The organism is Consotaella aegiceratis (assembly GCF_036541425.1).
GTDB classification, from domain to species: domain Bacteria; phylum Pseudomonadota; class Alphaproteobacteria; order Rhizobiales; family Rhizobiaceae; genus Consotaella; species Consotaella aegiceratis.
This window is the reverse complement of sequence record NZ_JAZHFT010000132.1, coordinates 1-1,170: the sequence shown is the minus strand read 5'-3', so window position 1 is coordinate 1,170 and position 1,170 is coordinate 1. Positions and strand designations below refer to the sequence as shown.

The 1,170-nt window shown below is 61.1% G+C and carries 3 pseudogenes; 2 read left to right on the top strand and 1 reads right to left on the bottom strand.

Going from position 1 to position 1,170, the window contains the following annotated elements:
* Nucleotides 1-132: pseudogene (locus SMD10_RS25395) on the top strand (IS5/IS1182 family transposase); the annotation flags it as partial.
* 15 nt (nt 133-147) lie between these two features.
* Here SMD10_RS25395 and SMD10_RS25390 read toward each other — a convergent pair.
* Nucleotides 148-927, bottom strand: a pseudogene (locus SMD10_RS25390) (IS256 family transposase); the annotation flags it as partial.
* 116 nt (nt 928-1,043) lie between these two features.
* On the opposite strand from SMD10_RS25390, the pseudogene SMD10_RS25385 reads away from it, so the two are divergent.
* Nucleotides 1,044-1,170: pseudogene (locus SMD10_RS25385) on the top strand (IS481 family transposase); the annotation flags it as partial.

The following is a 1,170-nucleotide window of genomic DNA, read 5'->3' as shown; positions in this document are numbered from 1 at the left end:
TGGCTCAATCGCAATCGACGGCTTGCCAAGGACTTCGAGCAGACCATCGCATCTGCCAATGCATGGCTGTTCCTCGCCTCGGTCCAACTCCTCGCTCGCCGCGTCGCAAGGCTCGCTAATTCATCTGCTTAGTTTTGAATCGGACACTAAGAGATGCACGATGCAGGTCTGAACCGTCGTTTCCGGAAAGACGGCGTGAATGGCCTCGGGAAAGCCCTTCAGGCCGTCGACGACGGCAACGAGAATGTCTTCGACGCCGCGGTTCTTCAGCTCGTTCATGACCCGTAGCCAGAACTTGGCGCCCTCGCTCTGCTCGAGCCAGAGGCCCAGGATCTCCTTGGCGCCGTCGGCCCTGACGCCGAGGGCGATATGAACGGCCTTGTTACGCACGATCCCTTCGTCACGGATCTTGGCACGCAGGGCATCGAAGAACACCAGGGCATAGGCGCTTTCCAGCGGCCGCGCCTGCCAGGCGGCGATCTCGTCCAAAACCGCGTCGGTAACAGCCGAGATGAGGTCCGGCGAGACGTCGATGCCATAGAGATCGTGGAGATGGCCGACGATCTCGCGGGTGCTCATGCCGCGGGCATACATGGAAATGATCTTTTCGTCGAAGCCAGGAAACCGGCGCTGGTATTTGGTGATGAGCTGCGGGTCGAAGCTCGCCTGGCGATCCCGTGGCACCTCCAGCTCGAATTGGCCGCTATCGGTCGTCACCGTCTTCTTGCCGTAACCGTTGCGACTGTTGCCGGTGCCGCCTTCGCCGGAAAGATGATGGTCCATCTCGGCATTCAAGGCGCGTTCGGCAAACGCCTTCTTCAACTCGTCGAGTAGGCCGTTCGGATCGAACGCCGTCTTGGCATCGGCCCCGGCCAGAAGCTGGTCGAGAATGGCATCAGGGATCTTCGGCTCTTTGCGTCGCGGCATCGGGGATCTCCTTCTTTCCCACTATGCCCGCCCACACGAAATTCCTGATAGTCCCGACCTTGCGGCCTACGTCAAGCAATGCCTTGCGATGGGACTGTCGCCCGAGCAGATCGCCGGAGCAGGCGGCGTTCATCGAGAAGCTGAACCCCTGCTTCCGCGAGCGCCATGTCGAGAGTTCGGCGCCGGGCGAACTGCTGTCGGCCGACACCTTCTTCGTCGGCAACCTCAAGGGCATCGGCAAGG